The organism is Paraglaciecola sp. MB-3u-78, assembly GCF_002835935.1.
In the GTDB taxonomy this organism is placed as follows: domain Bacteria; phylum Pseudomonadota; class Gammaproteobacteria; order Enterobacterales; family Alteromonadaceae; genus Paraglaciecola.
Window position 1 is genome coordinate 634855 of record NZ_PJCF01000004.1, and the last position, 19474, is coordinate 654328.

21 protein-coding genes are annotated in these 19474 nt (G+C 39.7%); 7 read left to right on the forward strand and 14 right to left on the reverse strand.

Translation table 11 applies throughout. The features are described from left to right. Positions 1-16 precede the first annotated feature (16 nt). Positions 17-646 (forward strand): TetR/AcrR family transcriptional regulator, encoded by a 630-nt coding sequence (locus CXF95_RS09585; protein ID WP_101198446.1) that lies wholly within the window; start codon positions 17-19, stop codon positions 644-646. 43 nt (positions 647-689) lie between these two features. Here CXF95_RS09585 and CXF95_RS09590 read toward each other — a convergent pair whose 3' ends face one another. Then, the gene (locus CXF95_RS09590; protein ID WP_101198447.1) at positions 690-1511 is read right to left on the reverse strand and encodes a sulfite exporter TauE/SafE family protein; all 822 of its coding nucleotides are present in this window, start codon (positions 1509-1511) and stop codon (positions 690-692) included. A 47-nt stretch (positions 1512-1558) separates the two neighbouring features. Next, on the reverse strand, positions 1559-3139 hold the full coding sequence (locus CXF95_RS09595; protein WP_101198448.1) for a gamma-glutamyltransferase family protein: 1581 nt from the start codon (positions 3137-3139) through the stop codon (positions 1559-1561). Between the two features lie 454 nt (positions 3140-3593). Here CXF95_RS09595 and CXF95_RS09605 point away from each other — a divergent pair, with 454 nt between their 5' ends. Genes CXF95_RS09605 through CXF95_RS09620 form a run of 4 tightly spaced genes read left to right on the forward strand, consistent with a single transcriptional unit; the run spans position 3594 to position 6512 of the window. After that, positions 3594-4244, forward strand: coding sequence for a LysE family translocator (locus tag CXF95_RS09605; protein WP_198556541.1), 651 nt, complete (start codon positions 3594-3596; stop codon positions 4242-4244). 48 nt (positions 4245-4292) lie between these two features. Then, a complete protein-coding gene (locus tag CXF95_RS09610; RefSeq protein WP_101198449.1) occupies positions 4293-5060 on the forward strand; it encodes a hypothetical protein in 768 nt (255 codons plus the stop codon). Next, entirely contained in the window at positions 5053-5880 is an 828-nt protein-coding gene (locus CXF95_RS09615) for a glucosaminidase domain-containing protein (protein WP_101198450.1), read from the forward strand. The genes CXF95_RS09610 and CXF95_RS09615 overlap by 8 nt, the downstream gene beginning before the upstream one ends. Continuing rightward, positions 5877-6512, forward strand: a complete 636-nt coding sequence (locus CXF95_RS09620) for a DUF2987 domain-containing protein (RefSeq protein WP_101198451.1) — start codon at positions 5877-5879, stop codon at positions 6510-6512. Before CXF95_RS09615 ends, CXF95_RS09620 begins: the two co-directional genes overlap by 4 nt. A gap of 66 nt (positions 6513-6578) precedes the next feature. On the opposite strand, the gene CXF95_RS09625 is transcribed toward CXF95_RS09620, so the two are convergent. The 3 genes from CXF95_RS09625 to ttcA all read right to left on the reverse strand — a co-directional run bounded on the left by CXF95_RS09625 (position 6579) and on the right by ttcA (position 9166). Then, a complete protein-coding gene (locus tag CXF95_RS09625; protein ID WP_101198452.1) occupies positions 6579-7130 on the reverse strand; it encodes a YkvA family protein in 552 nt (183 codons plus the stop codon). Positions 7131-7213: 83 nt separating this feature from the next. Continuing rightward, a complete protein-coding gene (locus CXF95_RS09630) occupies positions 7214-8236 on the reverse strand; it encodes a patatin-like phospholipase family protein (RefSeq protein WP_101198453.1) in 1023 nt (340 codons plus the stop codon). A gap of 18 nt (positions 8237-8254) precedes the next feature. Next, positions 8255-9166, reverse strand: coding sequence for a tRNA 2-thiocytidine(32) synthetase TtcA (ttcA, locus tag CXF95_RS09635; protein WP_101198454.1), 912 nt, complete (start codon positions 9164-9166; stop codon positions 8255-8257). 114 nt (positions 9167-9280) lie between these two features. Here ttcA and CXF95_RS09640 point away from each other — a divergent pair, with 114 nt between their 5' ends. After that, the gene (locus tag CXF95_RS09640) at positions 9281-9964 is read left to right on the forward strand and encodes an ABC transporter ATP-binding protein (RefSeq protein WP_198556542.1); all 684 of its coding nucleotides are present in this window, start codon (positions 9281-9283) and stop codon (positions 9962-9964) included. Then, positions 9954-11186 carry an FtsX-like permease family protein gene (locus CXF95_RS09645; RefSeq protein WP_157828120.1) on the forward strand — a complete coding sequence of 411 codons (1233 nt, stop codon included), beginning with the start codon at positions 9954-9956 and terminating at the stop codon, positions 11184-11186. Before CXF95_RS09640 ends, CXF95_RS09645 begins: the two co-directional genes overlap by 11 nt. A 17-nt stretch (positions 11187-11203) precedes the next feature. Here the strand turns inward: CXF95_RS09645 and uspE are convergent, their stop codons facing one another. From uspE to ccoN, 9 genes are all read right to left on the reverse strand, one after another. Beyond that, the gene (gene uspE / locus CXF95_RS09650) at positions 11204-12133 is read right to left on the reverse strand and encodes a universal stress protein UspE (protein ID WP_101198455.1); all 930 of its coding nucleotides are present in this window, start codon (positions 12131-12133) and stop codon (positions 11204-11206) included. A 98-nt stretch (positions 12134-12231) separates the two neighbouring features. Further along, on the reverse strand, positions 12232-12903 hold the full coding sequence (locus tag CXF95_RS09655; protein ID WP_101198456.1) for a sulfite exporter TauE/SafE family protein: 672 nt from the start codon (positions 12901-12903) through the stop codon (positions 12232-12234). Continuing rightward, positions 12896-13087, reverse strand: coding sequence for a cbb3-type cytochrome oxidase assembly protein CcoS (ccoS, locus tag CXF95_RS09660; protein ID WP_198556543.1), 192 nt, complete (start codon positions 13085-13087; stop codon positions 12896-12898). Before ccoS ends, CXF95_RS09655 begins: the two co-directional genes overlap by 8 nt. 14 nt (positions 13088-13101) lie before the next feature. Then, positions 13102-15471, reverse strand: a complete 2370-nt coding sequence (locus tag CXF95_RS09665; protein ID WP_101198457.1) for a heavy metal translocating P-type ATPase — start codon at positions 15469-15471, stop codon at positions 13102-13104. A gap of 5 nt (positions 15472-15476) precedes the next feature. Then, complete coding sequence (locus CXF95_RS09670) at positions 15477-15968, reverse strand: FixH family protein (protein WP_101198458.1); 492 nt, start codon at positions 15966-15968, stop codon at positions 15477-15479. A gap of 75 nt (positions 15969-16043) precedes the next feature. Next, positions 16044-17030, reverse strand: coding sequence for a cytochrome-c oxidase, cbb3-type subunit III (ccoP, locus tag CXF95_RS09675; protein WP_101198459.1), 987 nt, complete (start codon positions 17028-17030; stop codon positions 16044-16046). Then, complete coding sequence (locus CXF95_RS09680; RefSeq protein WP_101198460.1) at positions 17023-17196, reverse strand: cbb3-type cytochrome c oxidase subunit 3; 174 nt, start codon at positions 17194-17196, stop codon at positions 17023-17025. The genes ccoP and CXF95_RS09680 overlap by 8 nt, the downstream gene beginning before the upstream one ends. A gap of 1 nt (position 17197) precedes the next feature. Beyond that, entirely contained in the window at positions 17198-17803 is a 606-nt protein-coding gene (gene ccoO / locus CXF95_RS09685) for a cytochrome-c oxidase, cbb3-type subunit II (RefSeq protein WP_101198461.1), read from the reverse strand. Positions 17804-17815: 12 nt separating this feature from the next. Next, positions 17816-19249 (reverse strand): cytochrome-c oxidase, cbb3-type subunit I, encoded by a 1434-nt coding sequence (gene ccoN, locus CXF95_RS09690; protein ID WP_101198462.1) that lies wholly within the window; start codon positions 19247-19249, stop codon positions 17816-17818. Positions 19250-19474: the final 225 nt, after the last annotated feature.

Genomic DNA, 19474 nt, shown 5'->3' on the forward strand with positions numbered 1-19474 from the left:
AACGCCAAAGATTGTCATGGTAAATAAAAAAAATGAGGTGGGCGATATTCGTAAAAAGAATAAAGCGCTCATTCTTGATGCAGCAAAAAAAGAATTTGTTACTTTCGGATTTAAAGGTGCGTCAATCAAACGTATCGCCGAAAGAGCCAACATCCCCCGAGCCAACATCCATTACTATTTTGCACACAAGATGGAGTTGTACCAAGAATTGCTCAGTAATATTGTGAGTATATGGAACTCTAAATTTGACTCCCTGAGCATCGATGATGATCCTAAAACTGCTTTGTCAGCTTATATACGCTCAAAAGTGATGTATTCCCGTGATGAGCCAGACGCATCACGAATTTTTGCTAGTGAGATAATTCACGGGGCGCCTGTCCTGAAGGATTACCTTTCCAACGACTTTAAAGTCTGGGTGCAAACCAAGGTTGATGTTATTCAATACTGGATCAAGCAAGAGCTCATCGACGATATTAACCCTCACCATCTATTGTTTTTAATCTGGGGAGCCACTCAACACTATGCAGATTTTAATGTTCAGGTACTGGCCGCTATGGATAAGCAAGAACTGGATGAACAGAGTTTTGAAGCTATTGTTGACTCCATCACCGCTATTGTTTTGAAGGGCTGTGGCGTTAAACAATGACATCATGATTTCATTGTTTGATAAATGGATTTTATAAAAGGTGTTAGATAAACAGTTGTGTCAGCATCCGCAAGCCGGTGATGAGTAATACCACGGCAAACACTTTTTTTAGGAGCTTGGCGTCCATTATGCTGGCTAACTTAGCGCCTATTGGCGCAAAAATAACCGTTAGCGGCACAATACATAGGAAACCTAATAAATTAACTAATCCATAGGTGCCAATGGGAGCATCATCAGGCGTGACGCCGAATGTCAACATAGTCATGGCAGCTGGAAGAGAGATAATAAGGCCTATACCGGCAGCAGTGCCTACTGCTTTATGTGCAGGATAACGATAAGCGGTAAGTATGGGCACACTAAATGTTCCGCCGCCGATTCCAACCATAGCGCTAAAAAAGCCAATACAACTGGCAATTACCCGTTGACCAATTTTTCCGGGTAATGAGTCAGCCTTCGATGTTTTGTTTGCTCGAAATAACATATTAAGTGCGGATAAACTGGCTACCACACCAAACAATACGCTAAGCCATTGGCCACCATATTCGGTGACTAACAAGCTACCGATAATCACGCCAATCAAAATATACACACCCCAAGACTTAAGTAAGTTAAAATCTACGTTACCTTTTTTATGGTGAGACTTAATGGCACTAAGCGAAGTCGGGACAATAGTCGCTAATGAGGTGGCTGTGGCAATCAACATGGCACTTTGGGGCGAAACGTCGAAGCTTTGAAATAGAAAATACAACACTGGCACAATCACAATGCCACCACCAACGCCTAATAAACCAGCTAACAACCCAGCAAAAACCCCAGTTGTTATTAACGCAAAAATGGTTGGCAGATTGCCAAGTAAAACATCCATAATGTACTCTTAGTTTAATGATTGGGTGACATCGCTAATGCAGTCTTTTACAACGTCGCTGCGAAGGCTTTGCCGTCACTACGAGGGTCAGTTGCCGCTGCAACAGAATTGTCAGGCCTTAATACCACGGCGCCAGCGTGGCCCATTAATTCATTGCATGCTGCAACGGTCAAGACTTCATGACCTTTAGTTACTAATTCATGAATAACATCTTGCGGGATATCTTCCTCAAGCTTCAAATTATGGCTGTTTTCACCCCAAGAACGACCTAATAACCAGCGGCTTGCAGCAATGGCCTTAGGCAATGCTTGATGACCATACACGTAACGACTAAACACGGCGGCTTGTGTTTGCGGCTGACCTTCTCCGCCCATAGTCCCGTAACTTAAACGTCTACCATCTTTTAGTTCAGCAAAAGCAGGGTTGAGGGTATGAAAAGGTTTTAAACCAGGTTTGAGCTGCTGAAGATGATCAGGCTCGAGACTAAAGGAGGTACCACGGTTATTCCAAACAATGCCCGTTTGTGGCAATACAACACCACTACCAAATTCCCAGTAGATACTTTGAATATAGCTAACCATTCTGCCTTCTTGATCGCAGGCCCCCATCCAAACAGTATCGCCTGTTTTGGCAATGTGCGGCCATGGTAGAGCCTTATTTAAGCGGACCTTTTTTGCCAGTTGATTGAGCTTTTCTTCTTGTAAATAATGCTCTAAAGGAAAGGCTAAACGAGAAGAGTCTGTCAATACTGCATCTCGCACTATGAAGGCTTGTTTAGTGCATTCAACCAATAGGTGAATAAACTCAGCTTCAGTACTTGCTTGATGCTGAACCTTATCGAATAAGCCCAAGATGATAAGCGAAGCGATACCTTGGGTCGGTGCCGGCAAGTTATATAATTTGCCGGCAGACGTATTCAAGCTCAAAGGCGTGACCTGTTGCGCTTGATAATGGTTAAAATCGCTTAATTGAATCGGTGAGCCAACAGTGCTTAAATCTTCCGCCAATAATTTTGCAATGTCACCATGATAGAAATCATCAAGGCCATTTTTGACTAGGGTTTTTAATGTTTGAGCAATTTTTGGAAGTTTTAGTATTTTACCTTTTCTTAAACTTTTACCTTTAATCAAAAATTGTTCGAAATTGTCTAACTTATGCAAGTCATCAAACGTTTTCTCACTGGCATTTTGCAAACTCTGGGTCACTTCAACGCCCCATTCAGCTTGACCTATGGCAGTGGATAATAATTGTTCTAACGTAAGGGCTGACTGCCAACTGTGACTAATATCTAATGCTTTTTTCCAACCCGCAACCGCACCTGCCATATTTAAACAGGCACGAGGGCCACGACTCTCTATCATTTTTTGCCCTGAATAAAAATCAAGGTCGGCGCTTTTTGCCGCAGTACCACTGGCGTCTATGGCAATCGGCTCTTTGCCTGGCTCACTGATGAGCCAAAAACCGTCGCCACCTAAACTATTCATATGTGGGTAAACAACCGATATTGAAGCTGCCGCAGCGACCATCGCCTCTATGGCCGTTCCACCCTGTTGTAGAATATTTTGCCCTGCCTGGCTGGCTGCATAATGTGGTGCAGTAAAGGCAATAGATTTTGATGTAACACTCAATGTTTTGATCCCTGTAATATCTTCATCATTTTATTTATGGCTGTTTTGCTTGTCACTTTCCACTAATAGGTACGCCGCATAAACGAGATGGAAGGCTCCAGAGCCGAGTCGATCTAATGTACACCATAGGCTTTTACAGTCACTGATCAGAAATAAGACCGAGGTTGAATGAAAATAGCAGGTAACTATCTTTAGTTAGTTGTAAAAATCATGAATTTTTATACAAAATAAACCAATGCTTAAAAGTTATTTTTGATAGCATAATAACATTATAAAATATCTAAAAATGATGTTTAAGTAATCATATGTTTGTTATCAATTCGATTGTTCAATCTTGTTAGGCCTCCTATGTTAGCTAATCTTCCTTTTTATGAACTTAACCAGTTGAAAGTGATGGTGTTGGCAGGTACTGGTATTTCTGCTGAATCTGGATTAAAAACCTTATTAAAAGGGCATGAATTTGATTGAACATGTACAACAATATTGGGTAGAGTTTTTAACCATAGCTAGTGTGCACTTGCTGGCTGTCGCTAGTCCCGGCCCAGATTTTGCCATAGTATTGAAACACAGCATTAGTTTTGGTCGCAGAGCAGCCATCATTACCAGTATTGGTGTGGGGGTCGGTATTCTCATCCATGTGGGCTATTCATTATTAGGTATTGGTATTTTAATAAAGACAACACCTGTGCTTTTTCAAGTATTTAGTTATGTTGCTGCTGCGTATTTGCTGTATTTAGGTTGGGGGGCGATTAGAAGCCCTGCGCCTAAGCACTTAAATAATGTAGAGCTTGAAAAAACTGTTCAAATTATTTCTGATAACAAAGCCTTTATGGTGGGGTTTTTAACCAATGGTCTTAATCCTAAAGCCACGCTGTTCTTTCTATCGGTATTTGCCGTTGCAGTATCGCCAGATACACCCAATGTAATTAAGCTTGGGTACGGATTATATTTGGCTGTGGCCACAGGTATCTGGTTTTGTGTGCTGTCTTTATTTTTAAGTTCTAAAAAAGTCACACTGTTTATTGGAAAAAAAGGTTATTGGTTTGACAGAGTTATGGGAGTTGTTTTGATTTTGTTGGCGATAAAACTGGTTATGCCTGTATAGTGCGCTTTTATAAAGTTACGTAATAGAGATCCTTAAGTAGGAATATAAGTGGAAGAACAAAAACAGTTTGAAATACAGGGCGGCAGCCTTGAAAAGTCTCTAAAGGGTGAAACCCAATTAGATTTAAAAGCAATTGCTGAAGAGGCATGGAATTTATCCAAAAATACTAAGACAGCCGTTTTACACGGTGTGTTGTTGTTGTTTTTTATCGCCATTATATTTGCGTGGATATTGCAATCTTTCTTTGGCATATCCGATTTAAGTGTTGTTCCTCAGAGTATGATGATTTCACTCAAAGTCGCAGGTATTATTGTGACAACACCCATAATAGCCACTATGTTCTTGTTAGGTATTTCACATAGTGTAGGGATTAAGCCAAAGTTTTTATCCATTTTAAAAAATGTAATAGGCTCTATTTTAGTTATTTTACTGGCTCTGTTATTAGCCGCGATGTCAGATGTTGGCTCTTTTGTTGGTTCACAAATTAGTGTTTTGTTAGGTGTGGCGGTGTTGTTTTATATTAATCTTGCCACAGGTTTTTCAATTATGTTGTTGATTGAAAAAAGGCTAGCTCCGAGTCAATCTGTGATCCAGTCTTTAAAAGTGTTCCACAAATATTGGATGCCACTTTCAATGTTTTATATAATGTATTACCTTTGTTTGTTTTTAGGTGCATTGACCTTAGGTTTTGCCTACATTTGGATAATTCCATTTTTTATCAATATGAAAGGTATTTTATATCGGGAATTATTTGGCGTTAAGGTGCTTAGTGTTAAGAATCAATCTAACCCTGATGAGGCTGTCTTTCATGCGTGATTTTGTTAAAATATCGGTTGTCACAGTTGCGGTGCTAATCAGCACAATAACCTTAATCGTTTTACTTCAGCAATCTAAAACAGAAGATGTTGCAGAAGACATTATAAGCCTTGATGGATTGCACATACCCCCATTAGATAGCAGTGTGCAAGCGGTTCCCACGTTTTCTGGTTATGCTGATGTGACTGATAAAAAACGGGCATTCTTCGCTTATTTACAACCTGAAATTCAAAGACAAAATGCCATCGTTTTAAAAGAACGTGAGATGGTGTTTGCGTTACATGAAGTGTTCCTGAAACATCAAGCGTTTAATAAGCATCAACAACAAGTATTTAATAAATTAGCAAAAAAATACCATTTTACAAGTGATAAAAAACAATCTTTAGAGCAGACACTAGAAACCTTAATAAGAAGAGTTGATACCATACCTGAGGCCCTTATTTTGGTTCAGGCTGCGAATGAATCAGGTTGGGGAGACTCAAGGTTTGCCCAACAGGGGTACAATTTTTTTGGTCTTTGGTGTTTTAAAAAGGGCTGTGGTTTTGTACCGAAACAACGCAATGATGACGCAGTTCATGAAGTGGCAAAATTTAGAGATTTATCTCATGCGGTTATGACTTACATACGTAATCTTAATCGTCACTATGCTTATAAAGACTTACGTGTAATAAGACAAAACCTCAGACAGGCTGACAAACCTGTTACTGCAAGAGCGTTAGCTGCAGGCCTATCAAGCTATTCTGAGCGGGGACAAGAATACATTGATGAGTTACTCAGCATGTTGCGAGTGAATAGAAAACATATGGATACAGCGGGTTGAAAATAATTATATTTATAATAGGGCATTTGATTTTAAGTACCTATGCTACAGCAGATACTTTAGAAGTAGAATATTCAAGTTTTTATAGTCACGTTAAAAAACTGGATGATCCTGACACAGACGCATTAAGATTTGCCTTTGGATTTCAACATATTGCCCAGAAACGCCTTTGTCACATCATCAGTGCCAATATAGTCACGCAAAAACAAACATTGCCATTAACGGTTGAAAATAATGATCGTTTTACGGTACCCACAGATAAAATTCTTAAAATGGCTAAGGCACAGGTGATCATCGAATTAGATGACCAGGCAAATCGATGTGATATGTCAGTGCAGCTAGAGACGTTACCGAGTTTTCTGAAGACACAATACAGCCATGATGAGTTGTTATTGTTGTTTAATCAGTATCAGGCCTTTTTTGATGAGATGGGGAGTTTCTTGGCGTTTATGATGCCTTCAGCAGAAGGTTTATCGTTTCACTTTGATGAAGAAGTAGGTTTACCTGAAAGCTTACAACCCTTAATGAATAAAGAGGGAGCGTTAGCTTTGAGCAAGACATGGCTAATGCAAGCCAAGGGACTAGAATTACCTTATAAACCGTTACGCATAACCGCTATTGTTGAAAAATAAATAATTGAAGTGATGTATCTATGCAGGGACGGTGAATTTACCCCTGCATAGGTTCATTAAATACTATTACATTATCCTTGAGAATAAACGTCTACTTCCACCTGTACTGCGACCGCGACGCATTTGAGAACGAAGCTCCGTTCTTTTGCTAGTTAACCAACTGTCTCTATTCACATTCGCTTCGGCGCCTCTGCGGTTTTCTTCAGTGGTTCGGTATTTACAAAATTGTTTATAAGCCGATAAATCTTGTGACAACTCTTGAATAACCAATTCGATCATGATGGCATCATCCACATAACCTAAACCTGGAATGTTGTCAGGAACTAAATCCTCTGGTTCACTAAAATAGGCAAGGGAAGTTAAAATTTCATTTTTTTCATCTTCTGGCATTTGCCATTCAGGATCTTCCAAAGCTGATATAAGGGTTTCTAGAGATTCCATTCTGTGTTTTACAAAATCAGGCAAATTAGCCTGTTCCATTTCCGCACAGACGGCACGTGCTTTCTTTAATACTTCAGCCGGTGGATATTCACTGGCCTTTTCCATAGCGGCTTTCATCATGGAACGAAAATGATCTAAATCACTGTCAGAAAGTTCGAAACTAATTTGAATTGGCATGTTGGCATTCCTTGTTTTGTTGTTAGATTGATACATTAAAGAGCAGTCGAGGGTCTGTCAATTATACTGTTCAAATAACACATTTAATCAGTACCTAATTGATACTTAATTTGGTCTGAAATTCTATGAACACTCGCACGACCATGTTCAATGAGTTCTTTTGCTCGATAAAATTCCATCATGCCGAAATCTCGAAGTTGCGGTTCAATTAGAATGTCAGGTGGATCGCCAGCTAGGCGAGAGCGTGTGACTCTTGCAGATAGAATATCTAATGAACCTGACATAGCATTGATAATAGATGGGGCAGGAGGTACAGCAATATGATCCGCACTCAATATATCTGCTCCTTTTGGTTGTTCGACATTGGCAGATTCAAGTATCTCTAAACATTCTTTAGTCAAACATTCTTGGTCTGTATTTAAGTTTTGTGCAGTTGGTTTAGGGGGATCTCCATCCTTATGAAACCATTGTTGGATTTGTTGCTGACTACGTTTAAAAAAATCTGATGTCTTTTTTTGGTTATTCCCATGATCAATCGGATTAGCGACTAGAGATTGTGGTCTAAAGTCTGCACTTAAATTAACCGCAATCACAACATCAGCCCCTAACAATCTGCACATATTAACAGGCACAGGGTTGACTACCCCCCCATCAACTAACCATCTATTCTCAAATAAAAGCGGCGGAAACAAGCCAGGAATAGCACAGGACGCTTTAACGGCTTCAATCACAGAACCACTCATAAAATTAACTTCTCGGCCACTGTATAAGTCAGTAGCAACTGCTGCAAAAGGTTTATTTAACTCTTCAAAGGTTTCAAAACTAAAATTATCTTGCAGTGCTTTAAATACTTTTAGGCCACTCACTAGACCCCCTTTATAAAAACCGACCCCCATCAAAGCAAACACCTGCCAATCTGTTAGGCTTTCAACCCACTCTGATAAGGCTGGCAACTTTCCTGAGGCGTAAGCTGCTCCTACATAGGAGCCGATAGAGCACCCCGAAACTACATCTATCTCGATACCCATTTCTTCGAGAGCTTGGATCACCCCAATATGCGCCCATCCTCGTGCGGCACCACAACCTAATGCTAATCCGATTTTCATATGTTTATTCTTTTAATCCTAAATGTTGGTTATAACAAGTGATGCTACTTTTCCCAACTTGGTCGTTTCGGGTGAAGTCAGTTCGGGAGGATCAAAACCTATGTCACCATTTTTGAATGGTGTTGATTGGGTTTTTAAATCCACGAAATCAAATTGAGTGTTGTCTGCTAAGTGTGAAGGCACCACATTTTGTAACGCTTTTGACATAGACTCTATTCTGCCGGGAAAACGCTGTTGCCAATCTTGCAACATGCTTTTAATGACTTTTCTTTGGAGGTTTTCTTGTGAGCCACAGAGATTGCATGGAATAATGGGAAATTTAAGATGCTGGGAATAAAGTACGATATCTTGTTCAGCGCAATAAGCCAGAGGTCGAATGACCATTTGCTTACCATCATCACTGACTAATTTAGGCGGCATAGATTTTAGCTGACCACCATTAAACATGTTCAGAAAAAGAGTCTCCAACATATCATCCCTATGATGTCCCAGTGCAATTTTAGTCGCTTTTAAACGAGTGGCGGTGTTGTATAGAATTCCTCGGCGCAGCCTGGAACAAAGTGCACAGGTTGTTTTACCTTCAGGCACTTTATCAATCACGATTGAATAAGTGTCTTCTTCAACCACCTCAAAATCCACACCAAGCTGGGTCAGGTATTCTGGCAATACATGTTCTGGAAATCCAGGTTGTTTCTGATCAAGATTGACTACAATAAGACTAAAAGAAATGGGTGCTACTTTTTGCATATGTAGCAACATATCCAACATAGTGTAGCTATCCTTGCCGCCAGATAAGCAGACCATTACTTTGTCGCCATCTTCAATCATATTAAAATCAGCTATCGCTTTACCAGTATTATGTCTGATGCGTTTTTGTAATTTATCGAAGCTTCGGGTGTTTTTTTGTTTAATGCTGGATAATTGATTCATGAATATGGCTTATATTTTATAGACTAAAAAGGTTGCCTCAGGTGGCGGGGTAATTATACTGGAAAATTTCCTTCTTTCTAAACTAAACCTTTGTTTAATGGATATGTTGTTTTTATGTCTTATAGTTTATCAATAAAAAATCTGTTTTTTACTTGGTCAAAACAAACTGAATTTGCTCTGAGGATAGCTAATTGGCAGGTTGAAACAGGGAACAATGTATTTTTATATGGTCGTTCAGGTGAAGGTAAGTCTACACTGTTGAATTTAATTTCTGGCATTGAAAATCGTTACACAGGCAACATTCAAGTCTTAGGACAAGACATGGCCAAGTTAAGCCAAAGGCAAAAAGATACTTTCAGAGCGAATAATATTGGCATCATATTTCAACAGTTCAATTTATTGCCTTATTTATCTGCAGAACAAAACATACTCTTGGCTCAGCGATTTAAGAGTGTGAATAAGTCACCCCATGCAGATCAATTAGCTGCAATATGTGAACGCTTAGAATTAAGTCGAAATTTACTTAAGCGAAAAGCAATTGAGCTAAGTGTCGGTCAACAACAACGTGTAGCCGTTGCTCGGGCATTGTTTGCAACACCTGCGCTTATTATTGCCGATGAGCCCACCTCGGCGTTAGATACTCAAACCAGGGAACAATTTATTCAGCTACTTTTAGACTGCGCTCAAACCTCAACTGTTGTATTTGTGAGTCACGATATGTCTTTAGCGTCACACTTTGATCAACAATTGGCTCTAGCAGATTTACAGCAATCAAGGAGTGAGGGTGATGCTGCTTAAATTAGTTCTGGCGAGTCTATGGTCCCGTCGGGTTATGGCTATTCTGACCTGTACCTCAATTGGCATAAGTATGTTGGTGCTTATCGGTGTTGAGCATCTGCGTGCTGAAGTAAAGAACAACTTTGAACGCACTGTATCAGGGGTCGATTTGATTGTTGGCAGTCGTACCAGTGGGATTAATTTATTGTTGTTTTCGGTGTTTAAAATTGGTAACCCTAGCAACAATATACAATGGAAAACGTACCAAGATATTGTTAATAGAAACCAAGTGGCTTGGTCGGTACCGCTTTCGATGGGAGACTCTCATCAAGGGTTTTCTGTGATCGGCACTACAAATGACTATTTCAAATATTTTAAGTATGGCGACAAACAACATATTTCCTTTGTACAAGGTGAGTCTTTTAAACGGTTATATGAAGTGGTATTAGGCGCAGATGTCGCTAAGAGTCTGGGTTATAACATTAATCAATCGTTAGTCATGTCCCATGGCACAGGTAAAGTCAGCTTTACCCATCATGACAATCATCCATTTAGAGTGGTAGGTATATTAAAGTCCACAGGCACACCAGCTGATCAATCTTTGTATATTCCCTTACAAAGCATCGATATCCTTCATCAAACACAACACATTCATGATGAATTGTTAACAGAAGTGCCTTTAGGTCAAAAATATCAACCACAGCTCAGTGCATTTTTGCTTGGCAGTAAAAGTAAAATAGCCGTTTTACGATTGCAGCGTGATATTAACCAATATAAACAAGAGCCTCTTAGTGCAATTCTACCGGCTTTGGCTCTTCGAGAGCTTTGGAAAATAGTTGGCGCAGTCGAAATTAGCTTGAGGGTTATTTCATGGCTAATATTAGCTACGGCGCTTATTTGTATGACAACCATGCTATTGGCTTCAATGAAAGAAAGGGAAAGGGAACTAGCAGTGCTACGGGCTTTGGGTGCTAAGGCACATATCATTATTTTACTGATTGGCACTGAGGCCTTATTACTTACATTACTAGGGTCATTGGCAGGTTACCTGTTAGTCACTGTGGGGTTATTTCTGGGCCAACCTTTACTTGAACATCATTTTGCTTTGTATATCAGCCCATATGTGGATCTGACCTCTGTAGGACGATTTTTCTTAATAGCCGCATGCGCGGCTATTTTGTTGTCTTTTATCCCAGCAGTATCGGCTTATAAAAAGTCATTACTCAGTGGCCTCAAGCAATAGGCTCTATTGGTAAATGCCTAACATTTGACGGGGGATACAAAACCATCAGGTTTAATCGCTAATACGTCACAATTAAGCTTATCAATCACATGTTCTGCAGTGTTACCTATCAGCGCGGCAGAAATACCTTGCCTGCCAACTGTGCCAAGCACCACTAATTCTGCATCCAGTTGTTTAGCGTATTTTGGGATCACGTCCTCTGGCAAACCAATATCCACATGACAATGTTCTTTACTTATATGATGTCTAGTAGCGTGAATTTGCATAAAGTGTTCATGATGCTGCTTAGCTGACTCATCGTAAGTTGTGGGATCAAACTCAGGAATTTCGATGACAATATTGGCGGGTGTGCCAGGATAGGTATTTACTAAGTGGACATTTGAAGATAATAACTTAGCAAAATGTAATGCTTGTTTAGTAATTTCTTCATTTAATGAAATGTGCTCTTCGACATCCACTCCAACGTTAATTGCGGCAATAATTTGACCTCCTAAGGGCCAGTCATGCTCTTTTACCAACAATACAGGAACAGGTGCTTTGCGCATGATATGCCAGTCGGTTGGAGTGAAAATAACGGATTTTAATGAATCGTGTTCTTTTGTCCCTTTAACAACTAAATCGTAGCCTTTATCTATGACTTCATAAATGATGCTTTCATAAGGTCTATTATGCCAAACGATTTTTACATCGATGCTCACGCCTTGGGTACTGAATTGTTCTGAAACTAAATTAACTAACCAGTCAGTTCTATCATCTATAACGGCCTGTCGCATATTTTCACGTTCGTCCATCGACAACATGGTGGTCATTTCATATGAAAAGTCATAGATAGTTAAGAATGCTGTAATACTGGCGCCATTAATCTTGGCTATTTCAATGGCTCTGGCCAGTGATTTTTGAGTAGGAAGTTCTGGCTCTATAACGGCTAATATTTTTTGATAATTCATACCGGACCTTTATATAAAAATAGCGAATAAGAAGTTAACTAAGCTTATGAAATTATTTAAGATTATTCCAGTTGTAATACAGTAAAAACGCTGCGGTTTTATTGAATTGAAGCAGAGATGGCTTGGAATAATTGGTTTATAGCGAATACCATTAATAATAAACCCATTACTACTTTTGCTTTAGGGTTCTGCATTAATTGTTGAATTTTGTTGAACCCGGTAGCCATTAATATCATTATCGGCAAAGTGCCTAGACCAAAACCAGCCATAATGATGGCTCCTTGTAACGCAGAACCGCTTGCCAGAGACCAGGTAAGTACCGAATAAACCAATCCACAGGGTAACCATCCCCAAATCATGCCATAGGGTAGGGCGTGTAATGGGCTTTTAAAAGGTAATAACTTTTTTGACCAAGGGCGAATACATTGCCAAAACTTGCTACCAAGTCTTTCAATGTTGCTAAGACCTTGCCACCAACCCGCAACATATAGGCCTAACAAAAACAGAAAAACCCCGCTAACAAACTGCAAGATTACAATACCCTGATTGATTTGTTGAGAAAATAAATATCCAGCCCAGCCCGTAAGAGAGCCAGCAATAATGTAGCTTATAATCCGACCAAAATTGTAAGCTAAAGTATAAGGTAATAGTGCTGAATTTTTAGGCACCGCGTAAGTAAAAGCACCCACTATTCCTCCGCACATCCCTACGCAGTGAACCCCACCGGCTAAACCAATTAGGAAAGCTGAAAAAAAACTTAAGTCATTCATCACTTTTGTTTGGATCGGGTTGTGGTTTTGATGGTTTTTTAGGTAGGTCATCATCGAACAAAATACTGCTTCCGTGACGTTCTAAATCCTCAAATTGATTGGATTTAACTGCCCAAAAAAACACACCTATCGCGATACTCACTAGTAATATGGCGAGTGGGATCAAAACATAAATGCTGCTCAAAAGTAGGCTCTCTTTTATTTTAGAAGTCGAGTGGAATTTACCACTACTATTAAAGAACTCAGGGACATACCCAATACTGCCATCCAAGGGCTAAGTAAACCCATAACAGCCAAGGGTAATATTAATAAATTATATCCTATCGCCCAGCCGATATTTTGTTTGATTTTAGTTTTACATCTTGCCGCTATACTAAATATTGTTTGTAGCTTAACCAGTTCGTTATCGAGTAACACGATATCTGCAGATGATTTAGCTAAATCTGAGCCTGCTCCTAAAGTAATAGATACATCAGCTTGAGCTAATACTGGACCATCGTTGATCCCATCTCCAACCATCAATACCACATGATTATTGCTCTGAGCGTCTTTAATCGTTTGTAATTTATCTTTTGGGCTTTGTTCAGCTAACCAATTATTAATGCCTAACTCTGCGGCAACAGATTTCACTATAGGTGCAATATCACCACTAATTAAATTAACGTTGTAGGGTTTTAGTGCGTTTATTAATGCAGTACCCTTGGGCCTAAGTTTGTCGGTTAATAAAAAACCACAAAGTAATCCATTGTCTGACTGCAGAAAAACATTACAAGCAGACATACTATTTGGGACCGGAATATCCATAAAGCTAGCCGCTCCTAGTTTATAAAAAATACCTTCTATTATGCCACTTACACCTTTACCCATTTCACTTTGAAAATCAGTTACTGTGAATGGGCTCTCATAAAGACTAAATGCCCGAGCAATAGGATGAGATGAATACTGTTCTATGCTTGCCGCTATTTCAAGATAATCACTATCAGGTTGTTTACTTGGGTTAATGCACTGAGTGATAGTGAATTTTCCTTCCGTTAAAGTCCCAGTTTTATCTAAACCAATCCAGTCCACTAACGTAATTTGCTCTAACGCATCGCCTCGCTTTAATAACACACCTTTGCTGTTTAAATTAGCAATAGCACAAGATAAGGCGGAAGGTGTGGCCAGTCCTAAAGCACAGGGGCAAGTAGCAATTAATACCGCGACCATTACCCAAAGCGCCTGAGAAGAGTCGATTTGTTGCCACACTACATAACTAATACATGAAATCAGTAACACCACGACAACAAAATATTGTGAGAACCGATCTGCTAAACTAGCAATCCTTGGCTTAGTACTCATGGCTTGAGTCTGTAACTTACTAATTTGATTAAGAGTAGAATGTTGCAAGCTTGCTGTAACCCTCACAGTCAAGGTACCTAATTGATTTAAGCTACCCGCTAAAACTTGATCTCCGGTGTATTTACTAATCAAATCAAACTCTCCCGTTAACATAGCCTGATCAAGTTGACCTTGTCCTTGGATAATAATCCCATCTACAGGGACCAATTCACCAGCTTTAACTAAAACGAGTTGCTGTACCTTTAAGGATTTAGCCAACACTGGCGTGAGTACATCACCCTCAATCAAAGTGGCAGTAGTGGGCATATACTCGAGCATATTGGCTGATGCCTGGGCTGCTTTATAGCGAGCACTATGTTCAAGATACCGGCTAACCAGTAGTAAAAATACAAACATACATAACGATTCAAAATACGTTTGCCCAGTATTTTGTGCAGTGGCAAACACCCCTGATATATAAGTAATGCCTAAGGCCAAAACAATAGGCACATCCATATTAAAGGTGTGAGCACGTAATCCTCGAATGGCACTGGTATAAAATTCTGAGGCTGAGTAGACGATAACCGGAGTGGTCAATAACAAACTAATCCAATTAAAGTATTGCTTAGTTTGAGGGTCTATATGGCCAAACAAATCAAAAAACGCGCCTACGTTTAACATCATGACTTGCATCGTCATTAAACCAGCTAAGCCTAGTCGTTTTAGAAAGGCTTTGTTTTCCTGCCTGAATGTAGCTTCATGTTGTTCGGGTTGAAAAGGTTTCGCGTGATAACCTATTTTATCAATATGGCTCAATATTTGGCTAAGTTTTAGTTGCTGATTATTCCAGGTTACGCTTGCACGTCTGGCAGAAACATTAACACCGACTTTCATGATCCCGTTTAATTTAGCCAGTTGTTTTTCGATTAGCCAACCACATGCCGCACAATTAATACCGCTAATGGTTAATTGAATTTCGCTTGCGTCATCCTGACTTTCAACAAATTCTTGCAATATACTATCGTCATCAAATACTTTAAGTTTTTGTAACAACTCATCTTCGTTTTCTGAGGCCTTTTCTGCAAATTCACTTCGATAGTGATAATAATCTTCCAAACCATTATTCACTATTGCATCTGCCACGGCGCAACAGCCAGGACAACAAAAGGATTGCCGTTTTCCCAGTACGTTAGTGTGATAGTTATGTTGTGGGGCTACATGCAAACCACAATGAAAACACTTAACCAGCATTGTGATTAAGGATTTAAATCAAATGGATTTGTTTGCGGCAGAGAAACCACTTTTTGAATTTTCCAATTTTCGTTGAAGGGATGTAAACTCAATTGCCACTTACCCAGAACATCTCCCGTTAATGGCGCGCGGTATACCCCATTGGCATCACGAAACAATGTCACTGAAAAATCCTTGAACTTTTGTGTGGAATGAAAAAAGTCTAAAGTCAGAGCTTCACCATTTTCAGGTTCGCCACTGATAAAAATGACTTCAACGTAATCTGAAAAGACTTGGGTCTTAGTTGATATATTGAGGATTTTAGCTTGTTCTAATTTTTTTATTTTGAGATTGATAGCTCTCCCTTCTTTATAATAATCATCAATGACCATGCTGTCTTCGCCAGTAAATGCTAAATTCATCATAGTAAAGCTGAGAACCATAGATGTGAGCGGCACAATGATTAGAAACCAGGGCCAGAACTGTTTGTACCAAACTTTTGGAATATCAGATTGCATGTAAAGAAACTACTCAATGTTAAAATAAAAATAAAAAGGCCCCGTAAACGGGGCCTTCAGTAAATTACTTCGTTACTATTTGTCCTGAGATAAACTGTATACGTATGCACTAACCAGATGGATTTTCTTTTCTCCTAGTGTGGTCTTAAATGCAGGCATTACACCGTTACGACCATATCTAAGGGTTTCTGTAATCGACTTATCAGTACCTCCATATAACCAAATTTGGTCGGTTAAATTAGGGGAGCCTATCATTTGATTGCCTTTGCCATCTTGACCGTGACAAGCAGCACAAACAGCAAACCTACCTTTGCCTCCATCTACCATTGATTGGTTTAAACTTGGGTCATCAACATATTTTTGACCGCTTAACTTTCTATTACTTAAACTTAGAACATAAGCCACTAGTTCTTCGATACCATCCTCACCGTGTGCAGCTAATTGAGCCGGCATCATGGCCTTACGACCATTGATTAAGGTTTCAGTGATTTTTTCAGGTGACCCACCATATAACCAATCATCATCAGTTAAATTTGGAAAGCCTCTTTGACCCCGAGCATCAGAACCGTGGCACTGTGAACAATTTTGGCTAAACAAACGTTGACCAATTTTGAGTGCTTCAGGATCTTTAGCTAACTCAGGAATAGGCTGTTTATAATAAGCTTCAAAGATTGGGGCAAAAAGTTCATTAGCAAACTCAACTTCCCTATCATATTGATTTATCACTCCGTTGGTTTTATTTGCCTCAGTTGCTGCTCTAGACTCGGCCAATGATTGAATGTTTTGATTAGAACTTTGCCAGTTAATCAATCCTTTATAATTGCCTAAGCCAGGATACAAGGCTAAGTAAATGAGTGCCCAAACGATACAAATATAAAATAAGATCGTCCACCATCTAGGTAGCTGGTTATTGAGTTCGATAATGCCATCAAACTCATGATGCATATCGTCACCCTCTGCAACACCTGTTTTATTGGATAAACACCAGCGAAGCAATAAAAAACAACCTAATATTGACCCCAATGTGATCACAGTGATCCAGATACTCCAAAAACTACTCATTTACTTTAGACTCCCGCTTATCTTGTTGTGGCTCATCATCAAAGATAAGCATTTCGGCCTCGTCAAAACTTGCTTTTGACTTTTTACTATAGGCCCACCAAACGATTCCAATAAAACACACGAATACTAATACAGTGTAAATACTGCCACTTATTGCATAATCCATGTTATTTCAACGCCGTGCCAAGTGACTGTAGATAAGCGATAAGCGCAACCATTTCAGTTTTACCCTTAACGGCTTCTTTAGCCCCAGCAATGTCTTCATCGGTATAAGGCACACCAAAATCTCTAAATACTGATAGTTTTTTTGCTGTTAACTCACCGTCTAGAGTATTTTCCATCAACCAAGGAAAACCAGGCATATTAGACTCTGGTACTAAGTCTCTGGCGTTAATGAGGTGAATTCTATGCCAATCGTCGCTGTATCTACCACCAACACGGGCTAAATCTGGCCCAGTACGTTTAGAGCCCCATAAAAACGGGTGTTCCCATACTGACTCACCCGCAACTGAGTAATGACCATAACGTTCTGTTTCAGAACGGAAAGGGCGGATCATTTGGCTGTGACATCCCACACAGCCTTCACGAATATAGATATCTCGGCCTTCCATTTGCAGAGCGGTATAGGGTTTCAAACCATCAACTGGCTCCATCATTTGTTGTTGGTACATCAGCGGAGTAATTTGCGCCATGCCACCCAAACTAATGGCTACCAGTATAAGAACGGTCAATAGACCAACGTTTTTTTCAACTAACTCATGTGCGTTTTTCATAGTCTATCCTCCTTAAGCCGGTTGTACTTCTGGTTCAATTGCCTTTTCTTCGCTCTCACTTCTAATGGTTTTGTAAACGTTGTAAGCCATGATTGACATGCCTACCACAACTAATACACCGCCGATAAAGCGAACTAGATAGAATGGTTTGGAAGCTTCAAGTGATTCCACAAAACTATAGGTTAACGTTCCGTCGGAGTTGATTGCACGCCACATCAAACCTTGTAATACACCAGACATCCACATGGCGACTATGTATAACACCACGCCAATTGTGGCCAACCAAAAATGTACGTTGATCAATTTAATACTGTACATTTTGGGTTTATCAAACAAAACAGGGATCAGGTGATAAATAGAACCAATAGATACCATAGCAACCCAACCCAAGGCACCAGAATGCACATGGCCGATAGTCCAATCTGTATAATGTGATAATGCATTTACAGTTTTGATCGCCATCATAGGGCCTTCAAACGTCGACATGCCGTAGAAGGACAATGAAACAACAAGGAAGCGTAATATAGGATCGGTACGCAGCTTATGCCATGCACCTGATAAGGTCATAATACCGTTTATCATGCCGCCCCAAGAAGGTACGAATAAGATAATAGACATGGCCATACCTAAAGACTGAGTCCAGTCAGGTAGTGCTGTGTAATGTAAATGGTGTGGTCCGGCCCATATATAAAGAGATATCAGCGCCCAAAAATGTACTACTGACAACCGATATGAATAAACAGGGCGGCCCGCTTGTTTAGGTACAAAATAATACATCATGCCTAAGAAGCCAGCTGTTAGGAAAAAGCCAACCGCATTGTGCCCGTACCACCACTGGATCATGGCATCAACCGCGCCAGCATAAATAGAGTAGGACTTTGTCAAAGAAACAGGTATAGCCATACTGTTAGCGATATGCAATACCGCAACAGTTAACATAAAGGCACCAAAAAACCAGTTAGCTACATATATATGAGAAACTTTTCTGATAACCATAGTACCAAAGAAGTTAATCACATAAGACAACCAGACTATGGTGATTAATATATCAATAGGCCATTCAAGCTCGGCATATTCTTTTGAACTGGTCAGTCCCATTGGAAGAGTTATTACAGCGAGTACAATGACAAGCTGCCAGCCCCAAAAAGTAAATGAAGCCAGTTTGTCGCTGAACAACCTCACATTGGATGTTCGCTGAACTACATACAAAGATGTAGCAAATAAGGCACATCCGCCGAAGGCAAAAATAACCGCATTAGTATGCAACGGTCTTAACCTAGAAAATGTTAACCATGGAGTGTCAAAGTTCAACGCAGGCCAATATAGCTGAGCGGCAAGTAACACCCCTACGGCCATACCAATAATTCCCCATACTACGGTCATCACCGCAAATTGCCGAACTACTTTATAGTTGTATTCGGGATGTACTTGAATAGCTTCACTCATTTAATGAATCTTCCGCTCTTGTTAACAATAAATTTACAGGCTTGTTACAAATAAGATGCAACCAGAGGTTGGTACTTATTTTATTTTCTAAGATATTGATATTAAATCCAATAATCATTATAACCCTATATATAGTAAGGTTATGTCTTTTAAAAAGAAAGGTAAAAACACTCTTGTTACTTACCTTTTTTTTTATCACACTTAACAGGTCTTTAGTTTAACCGC

Coding starts and splice junctions, on each gene's coding strand:
- CXF95_RS09615 (WP_101198450.1), top strand. CDS start 5,053: ATGCGTGATTTTGTTAAAATATCGGTTGTCACAGTTGCGGTGCTAATC.
- ccoP (WP_101198459.1), bottom strand. CDS start 17,030: ATGAGTAGTTTTTGGAGTATCTGGATCACTGTGATCACATTGGGGTCA.
- CXF95_RS09645 (WP_157828120.1), top strand. CDS start 9,954: ATGCTGCTTAAATTAGTTCTGGCGAGTCTATGGTCCCGTCGGGTTATG.
- CXF95_RS09665 (WP_101198457.1), bottom strand. CDS start 15,471: ATGCTGGTTAAGTGTTTTCATTGTGGTTTGCATGTAGCCCCACAACAT.
- ccoN (WP_101198462.1), bottom strand. CDS start 19,249: ATGAGTGAAGCTATTCAAGTACATCCCGAATACAACTATAAAGTAGTT.
- ccoO (WP_101198461.1), bottom strand. CDS start 17,803: ATGAAAAACGCACATGAGTTAGTTGAAAAAAACGTTGGTCTATTGACC.
- CXF95_RS09630 (WP_101198453.1), bottom strand. CDS start 8,236: ATGAAAATCGGATTAGCATTAGGTTGTGGTGCCGCACGAGGATGGGCG.
- CXF95_RS09680 (WP_101198460.1), bottom strand. CDS start 17,196: ATGGATTATGCAATAAGTGGCAGTATTTACACTGTATTAGTATTCGTG.
- ttcA (WP_101198454.1), bottom strand. CDS start 9,166: ATGAATCAATTATCCAGCATTAAACAAAAAAACACCCGAAGCTTCGAT.
- CXF95_RS09625 (WP_101198452.1), bottom strand. CDS start 7,130: ATGCCAATTCAAATTAGTTTCGAACTTTCTGACAGTGATTTAGATCAT.
- CXF95_RS09670 (WP_101198458.1), bottom strand. CDS start 15,968: ATGCAATCTGATATTCCAAAAGTTTGGTACAAACAGTTCTGGCCCTGG.
- CXF95_RS09605 (WP_198556541.1), top strand. CDS start 3,594: ATGAATTTGATTGAACATGTACAACAATATTGGGTAGAGTTTTTAACC.
- uspE (WP_101198455.1), bottom strand. CDS start 12,133: ATGAATTATCAAAAAATATTAGCCGTTATAGAGCCAGAACTTCCTACT.
- CXF95_RS09585 (WP_101198446.1), top strand. CDS start 17: ATGGTAAATAAAAAAAATGAGGTGGGCGATATTCGTAAAAAGAATAAA.
- CXF95_RS09640 (WP_198556542.1), top strand. CDS start 9,281: ATGTCTTATAGTTTATCAATAAAAAATCTGTTTTTTACTTGGTCAAAA.
- CXF95_RS09590 (WP_101198447.1), bottom strand. CDS start 1,511: ATGGATGTTTTACTTGGCAATCTGCCAACCATTTTTGCGTTAATAACA.
- CXF95_RS09655 (WP_101198456.1), bottom strand. CDS start 12,903: ATGAATGACTTAAGTTTTTTTTCAGCTTTCCTAATTGGTTTAGCCGGT.